Annotated in this window: 5 protein-coding genes; all 5 read left to right on the top strand. The window is 54.2% G+C overall.

Going from position 1 to position 6,249, the window contains the following annotated elements:
* Window positions 1–271: 4Fe-4S dicluster domain-containing protein (locus tag AC5LBQ_RS05590; RefSeq protein WP_493264865.1), on the top strand; the 271-nt coding region annotated here is incomplete at its 5' end.
* A 376-nt stretch (window positions 272–647) separates the two neighbouring features.
* Window positions 648–1,775 carry a serine/threonine protein kinase gene (locus tag AC5LBQ_RS05585; RefSeq protein ID WP_295027045.1) on the top strand — a complete coding sequence of 376 codons (1,128 nt, stop codon included), beginning with the start codon at window positions 648–650 and terminating at the stop codon, window positions 1,773–1,775.
* 218 nt (window positions 1,776–1,993) lie between these two features.
* The gene (locus tag AC5LBQ_RS05580; protein WP_297345956.1) at window positions 1,994–3,058 is read left to right on the top strand and encodes a DMT family transporter; all 1,065 of its coding nucleotides are present in this window, start codon (window positions 1,994–1,996) and stop codon (window positions 3,056–3,058) included.
* Window positions 3,059–3,123: 65 nt separating this feature from the next.
* Window positions 3,124–4,437, top strand: coding sequence for an MFS transporter (locus tag AC5LBQ_RS05575; RefSeq protein WP_297345957.1), 1,314 nt, complete (start codon window positions 3,124–3,126; stop codon window positions 4,435–4,437).
* Between the two features lie 244 nt (window positions 4,438–4,681).
* Complete coding sequence (gene arc / locus AC5LBQ_RS05570) at window positions 4,682–6,214, top strand: proteasome ATPase (RefSeq protein WP_307741952.1); 1,533 nt, start codon at window positions 4,682–4,684, stop codon at window positions 6,212–6,214.
* The last annotated feature ends 35 nt before the right edge of the window (window positions 6,215–6,249 follow it).

The following is a 6,249-nucleotide window of genomic DNA, read 5'->3' as shown; positions in this document are numbered from 1 at the left end:
CATCGGCTGTGGCGCTTGCGTGGCGGCCTGCCCGAATGGTTCGGCTATGCTGTTCACTTCGGCCAAGGTCACTCACCTGGGCTTGCTGCCGCAGGGTAAGGTCGAGAACTACGAGCGCGTGGTGGCGATGTTGAACCAGCACGATGCGGAAGGCTTCGGCGCTTGCCAAAATATCGGTGAGTGCGCGGCTGCGTGCCCGAAGCAAATCCCGCTAGATTGCATAGCGTTCTTGAACCGTCAGCTGGGCAAGGCCTTCTTGAAGGGTCGGTAAAACCAGCGCGGTTAAAATAACCGATGAATGTGGCGTCTCGGAATCCGGGGCGCCACGTTTTTTACTCCCATAAACCGCCTTTTATCAGGCATTTTAGGAATTAAAAAGTTCTTTCTAAAAAAACCTGTACATTCGTACCAAAAGGTTGTACACTTGTACCAACAGGTGATGGAGAGATGCCTCGGCACCCCTGCAGAACCCCCCATTGGAGCCTAGTGGGGAATATACCAAAGTTGGCAATCCGGCTTTGTATTCCGTGAATGGAGCACGGGATGGATACGGAGAACCGACCAAAGATGGTCGGCTCTCCGTACAACACAGAAACAATAAACAAGCAGATGTGCGAGGTAGCGCATCAGACTATAAGGAGACTGATATGGCGAAAATCGTCAGTTCTTGGAACGATTTTGATCCTTTGAAGCGAGTGATTGTCGGACGCGCCGACAACTCTATGATTCCCCCGGAGGAACCGGCGACCTCTGAGAAGGTTCCTGTCGATTCCGAGATGCGCGGTATGTGGGGTATGCGCCCGCTGGAAACCGTTGAGAAGGCCAATGCCCAACTCGATAACTTGGCGAAGATTCTGGAAGATCACGGTGTTATCGTCGACCGTCCTACGCCGCTGCAGTGGAACCAGGCCATTGGTACTCCGGATTTCCGCAACGATTCCATGATGACCTGTATGCCGCCTCGCGACATCTTGCTGACCATCGGTAACGAAATTATGTCGGCCGCGAACTCTTTCCGCTGCCGCTACTTCGAGTACCTGGCATACTGGCCGTTGATGAACCAGTACTTCGAGGAAGATCCGGAGTTCAAGTGGACCCAGGCTCCTCGTCCTCGTTTGACCGATAAGTCCTACAAGCACAACTACTACGATGAGAGGATTTCTCTGGAGGAGCGCTTGGAGCGCACCGCCGCGAAAGACTTCGTCACCACTGAAGTTGAGCCCCTGTGGGACGCCGCTGACGTGATGCGTCTGGGCAAGGACCTGTTCATTCAGCATGGCCTGACCACCAACCGCAAGGCTATGGAATGGTTCAAGCGCTACTACCCCGACTTCCGGGTACACGCTGTGAACTTCCCCGGCGACCCCTACCCGATTCACATCGACGCGACCTTCGTGCCGCTGCGTCCGGGCCTCATCATCAACAACCCGCACCGCCGCCTGCCCGAAGAACAGCGCAAGATCTTCGAAGCGAACGATTGGCAGATTGTGGACGCAGCACAGCCGGCTCACACCACTCCGCCGCCTCTGTGCTACTCCTCCGTGTGGTTGTCCATGAACTGCTTGGTCCTGGATCACAAGACGGTTATCGTCGAGGCTTCCGAGACCAACCAGCTCGAGCAGATGGACAAGCTGGGCATGAACGTGATTCCGGTTCCGTTCCGCGATGCCTACCCGTTCGGCGGCGGCCTGCACTGCTCGACCGCAGACGTCTACCGCGAAGGCACCTGCGAGGATTACTTCCCGAATCAGGTTGCTGATCCGACTCTCGTCTAACTCGAGTTAGTTTTCAATTCTGAATTAACACGATGACAGTTCATGCTGGGGCTGCGGAAAGTTCTTTCGCAGCCCCAGCGGGACTATAAACGCTATTTAGCGTATTCCAATCTTTTTCTACAGCAAGACATTTATTTAGCGCCCCTCAAAGGAGAGGGGCCACGGGTCAAAAATTCGCAAAGGTCGTGAGGGTAATGAGTACTGGAAATAATTATGTAATGAACACAAAATGGGGCGCCATCGCCATGTTTATTTCTGCCACAGGTATGGGCCTGGTCCCGCTATTCAGTCGGTGGGGTACACGAACAGATATGTTTGACGGCTCTAAAGGCTTAAACGCTGGCAATAGCGTCGGTGCTCTCATGGCAACCGGACGTATGGCTATGGGCATCATCTTTTTCGTTTGCTTGATGTTGATGACGAAAAAGGTGAAAGTGTGGAAAGAACTGAAAGTCAGCCCCGCTATCATCATGGGCGGGGTCATGATTGGGCTTTCTCTGGGATGCTACGTGACCTCGACTTTGCTGACCACTGTCGCCAACGCGGTGCTGCTCATCTACATCGGACCGGTCGTCTGCATTGTGCTGGCACGGATCTTCCGTAAAGAACCGATGACTCTCGTCCACTACATATGTCTGGTGGCGGTGTTTACGGGGATGTTGTTCGGCAACCAGCTCATTGGCTTTGGCGACAATGGATTTTTCGTTGATTTTAACTTGACGGCTTCAACCCCCGAATTCCCGCTTGCCGGAGTGGGCAACCTATTTGGGTTCCTTTCCGGTATCTTCTATGGTTCATCAATGTTCTTTAACGGCTACCGCAAAGACGCGGACACGACTGCCCGTGGTGTGTGGAACTTTATTGCCGCTACGGTTGCAGCCGGCAGCTTGGCGCTGATGTTGCACCTCATCGGCACGCTTGGTCACGTGCCCGGTTGGGCTTTGGATCTGCAGCTGACCCCCTTTAACTGGGTAGGTGCGGTGCTGCTGTGGATTATCTGCGGACCTATCGCCTTGGGCTTCCTGTTAGTGGCAGGACGAAACCTGCCGGCTGCGGATTACGGCATCATCGCCTACTGGGAGGTTCCCGTGGCCCTGTTCACCGGTTTGCTGGTATTTGGGGAAGCTCTGACCATTAACACGGTTCTGGGCTTTATACTGGTAGTAGGAGGAGGGATGTACCCGAGCGTCAGTATGCTGCGCCAGAGCCGGAAGAACCGGAAACAGAGTCGTTTAGATAGCGCGGAGCAACCAGAAGAAATCCTGGAAACAACCGCATCCTAGTTGTTGAGTAATCTTAAATATACCTACGGATTCGGATTTTGTTCAGGAATCAGTTAGGGATAGATATGACAGACAACAACCAACCTGAAAAAATGGAAACTGACGATGTCATCGTACGCCGTGTGCTATCGTCATCTTTCTTGGGGAACTTTGCGGAATGGATGGACTACGGTTCCTATTCATACCTTGCCACGGTAATCGCGGTAGTATTCTTCCCGGAAGGAGATCCCAGCGTCAAACTCCTCGCGACCTACGCCGTTTTTGCGCTCTCCTTCCTGGCAAGACCCATAGGGGCATTCTTCTGGGGTTACATGGGTGACAAGAAGGGACGAAAGTGGTCCCTAACGGCTTCAATCTTGGTGATGACGGGTTCTACCAGTCTCATCGGCTTGATTCCCAGTTACGCCACCATTGGTATAGCCGCACCGCTGTTGCTGTTGCTCTTGCGGCTTACCCAAGGGTTCTCCGCCTCTGGTGAATACGCTGGAGCGGCCATCTTTATCGCTGAATATGCCCCAAAGAATCGTCGAGGTTTCTATTGCTCAATGGTTCCGGCGTCAACTGCTGTCGGACTCATGTGCGGTTCTTTCCTGGCAACGATTCTGACTCTGACCATGTCGGAGCAGATGATGCAGTCTATAGGGTGGCGGATTCCGTTCCTGCTGGCTTTCCCGCTTGGGGTAGTGGTGCTGGCTCTGCGGCTGCGACTGGAGGACTCCGATGTGTATATGCGGATGCTAGAGAATCTCAAGGAATCCGGCAAACAGATGTCTTCTCCGCTGCGTCTGCTGTTCACCAAGCACCTCAAAGAGACGCTGATTTGTTTCGGGGTATCCTCGCTCAATGCCATCGGGTTCTACATGGTGTTCACGTATCTGCCCGTTTACATTGAAACCGAAGTGAAGCTCGGCCCGGTTGAGAGCAACATCATCACCAATATCACGTTGATTGCCTACGTGCTGATGATATTCTCATCAGGGAAGCTATCGGACAGCTTTGGGCGAAAGAAACTGATGATTGCGGCCTCGGTGTCCTTCATAATGCTGACCGTGCCGGCTTTCCATATTCTCAATACCGGTAAATTTGCTGTTATTCTGATTATTGAGTTAATTCTGGCTTATTGCCTCACGCTTAATGACGGGACTCTCTCATCCTTCCTCTCTGAGACTCTCCCTACGGAAGTGAGATACAGTGGTTTTGCCATTTCTTTCAATCTGGCCAATACGATTTTTGGCGGCACGGTTGGTTTCATCTCCACCCTGCTGATAAAAACGACCGGAAATTCCATCGCGCCAGCTTACTATATGTGTGTTGTAGCGGCCTTTGCCCTCATCTGTATGGTCTTCGCGAAGGAATATAAGGATAAAGAGCTGAAGTGATGGATAGGCTCTGTTCCGTTTCGCCTCATTGGTATTGTGATGCTGCGAGCCGCGAAAGCAACCCGTGGCAAAACAGTTACGGATGAACACGGAATAATCCCCTATAACTTGACAGGGACCAGGAGGCATCTCCGTCCGCTTTCACGTGGCGGAGGTGTTTCCTTGCTGGGAGACCTCATCTCCCGAGTTTAAGGAGGGACGCTGATGTCTCGTCATCATGCACTGGTTCAGCTAGGAGGTGACCATGTCAGATAGCCATGTTTCGAGCAATCCGAGCGGGCAGACCAGCGAGCCGCAGCGCTTGGAAAACCAGAACACGTTGCTGGCCTCCGCTTTGGCACAGGCTCAAAGTGAGTTGAAGAATCTGCGCAAAGAGATTCAGCGGTTACAGGAGCCGCCCCTTACTCACGGGACTGTCGTGAAACTTGTCGATTCGGAACAACGTCTCGTAGACGTTTCCGTCATGGGACGACGTTTTCGCGTCACCATCGGCGACACGATTGCGTGGGGAAGGCTCCAGCTCGGCGACACCATTTTGCTAAACGACAAAATGGTTGGCATCGGGAGAGAAACCGCCGCCGATACCGGCGTGAGCGCGGTCGTATTGGAACACGTGGATACAGACCGCATCCTCGTCACGGTCAACAACGATAGCGTTCGTTTGCTGCGACTGAGCGACCGGCTTCACGGCACGAGGATTCGCCCCGGCGACACGCTACTGGTGGATCTGCAATCGGGGTTTGCCCAGGAATATCTGGCGCGACCTGAGATTGAGGGCCTGGAACTTGACGACAATCCGGGCGTGAACTGGGATCAGATTGGCGGACTCGAATCCGTCTTGACACTGATTCGGGAAACCATCGAACTGCCAATGACCCACCCCGAACTCTATGAAAGCTATCAGCTGCGACCCCCCAAGGGCATTTTGCTCTACGGCCCGCCGGGCGTCGGGAAGACCATGATAGCCAAGGCAATCGCCACTTCGCTGAGCGAGATGCTCGGCAAGAAGGCCCATTTCCTCAATATTAAAGGCCCCGAACTGCTCGACAAGTACGTGGGCGAAACCGAGCGGCGTGTGCGTGCCGTGTTTTCCCGCGCCCGCGAAAAATCCGCGAACGGGGTTCCGGTCATCGTCTTTTTTGATGAGATGGAGGCCCTATTTAGGACTCGCGGCACGGGCGTCTCGAGCGACGTCGAGACAACCGTCGTTCCGCAACTCCTCGCGGAGATTGATGGGGTCGAGGAGCTGCGTAACGTGGTCATAGTCGGCGCTTCCAACCGCGAGGACCTAATCGATCCGGCGATTGTCCGGCCCGGGCGCCTCGACATGCATATTCGCATCCCGCGGCCCAATAAAGCGGCTTGCACCGAGATTCTCGGAAAATATCTGCGTGAGGACCTGCCCTATGCCCCGGGAGTAAACCCCGCTGCCTTGCGCGATGAGGTCATCGACAAGGTCTTTACTCGCGATGCGGCTACAGCCATCCTGCGGGTGACGCGTAAATCCGGCAAGGAAGAGACCTGGTATCTCTCTGACCTGGTTTCGGGAGCGATGCTGGCTTCGATTGTCGAAAAAGCTAAGGCACGGGCGGTTCAACAAGCGCTTCGCGGCGAGCCGGGGATTCGTCTCGAACACTTGCTGGCCGCGATTCGGGATGAAACTGCAGCTCACCAAGACCTGCCGGGAGTTTCAGACCCCGAAGAATGGGCCCGGATAGTGGGGCGTTCCAAACGGTTAGACCCCATTTTGGACATTACCCCGATTCAAGAGGATTGAGAGCGCCGCGGGGGACCGCGCGAAGGAGGAAACAT

It is taken from the genome of Mobiluncus sp., assembly GCF_985070215.1.
Note: the sequence above shows the minus strand (reverse complement) of the source record. Positions and strands in the feature narration are given on the sequence as shown.

Excerpts from the sequence above, each read along its gene's own strand:
- AC5LBQ_RS05585 (WP_295027045.1), top strand. The coding sequence starts at position 648 with ATGGCGAAAATCGTCAGTTCTTGGAACGATTTTGATCCTTTGAAGCGA.
- AC5LBQ_RS05580 (WP_297345956.1), top strand. The coding sequence starts at position 1,994 with ATGAACACAAAATGGGGCGCCATCGCCATGTTTATTTCTGCCACAGGT.
- AC5LBQ_RS05575 (WP_297345957.1), top strand. The coding sequence starts at position 3,124 with ATGACAGACAACAACCAACCTGAAAAAATGGAAACTGACGATGTCATC.
- arc (WP_307741952.1), top strand. The coding sequence starts at position 4,682 with ATGTCAGATAGCCATGTTTCGAGCAATCCGAGCGGGCAGACCAGCGAG.